Source organism: Caballeronia catudaia (genome assembly GCF_001544755.2).
Taxonomy (GTDB): Bacteria; Pseudomonadota; Gammaproteobacteria; order Burkholderiales; family Burkholderiaceae; genus Caballeronia; species Caballeronia catudaia.
Genome location: NZ_FCOF02000141.1, coordinates 1 through 971, shown reverse-complemented (window position 1 = coordinate 971; position 971 = coordinate 1). Strand labels below are relative to the sequence as shown.

Sequence of the window (971 nt, the reverse complement as noted above, 5' to 3'; positions counted from 1 at the left end):
TGCCCCGCCATCTCGGTGCCGCGATCCCAGGTAAGCGATTTGTAGAGCTCTTGCGGGAGCTTGCCGGCGTGTTTGATGAGCGCCTTGGCGACGGTTTCACTGTCCTTGCTGTCAAGCTTGACCAGCATCACATAGCGTGTGTGTCGCTCTACAAGCGTTGCAATCTGACTGTTACCGCTGCCGCACAGGAGGTCGCCTTCCCAGTGCCCCGGAACGGCGCGGTCCTCAACCGTAGCGGGACGTTCGCTGATCGAAACAGCGTCGCGGATACGACCGTGATCCTCGGTCTTCTGCGTGTGATGACGTGATCGACGCATGGCACGGGTGCGTCGCAGGTGCTCCAGCAACTCTTTTTTCAGCGCGCCGCGTGCCTGAATAAAGAGCGTTCGATAGATCGTTTCGTGAGACACGTGGAAGCCCTCGTTGCCCGGCCATGTTCGCTTTAGCCATCCGGCGATCTGCTGCGGAGACCATTCCAGTCGCAGCTTTGCCGCCACGAGTTTTGCCAGCGCCGGTGTCGAGACAAGTTTGCACGCCTTCGGGCGCAGCGCCCGTTCCCAGGCAAGCTCATCGGCGGAGTCGGCCCGATAGCCTTTCTCGCCGCTGTTGCGCTTGATCTCGCGGCAGATCGTAGACGGCGCTCGCGACAGGCGCCGTGCGATCGATTGGATCGAATCATCCGCTGCAAGACCTCTTGAGATTTCTTCGCGCTCGGCAAGCGTGAGCGACCGATTCGATCGCCGTCGCGGCGGAGGCTGTATTCCTCCAGTTTGCGCCAGTATTCCCGCTACGGATGAATGGTTACGATCGAATAGCTGCGCAATATGCTGCAGCGACTCGCCCGCACGCCAGCGCTCCCACATCAGTGCCTTCTGACTCTCACTGTAATAGATTCGGCGTCTCTGTTTCATCGCAACACTCCCGCCGCTTACATGGCGTTATTGTGTTGCATCGACCGGTTGAATCCGCCA

General features: G+C 59.7%; 1 protein-coding gene. It reads right to left on the bottom strand.

The features are described from left to right. The coding region (locus AWB75_RS36475) for an IS30 family transposase (protein ID WP_061128749.1) at positions 1 to 911 on the bottom strand (911 nt) is incomplete at its 3' end. Positions 912 to 971: the final 60 nt, after the last annotated feature.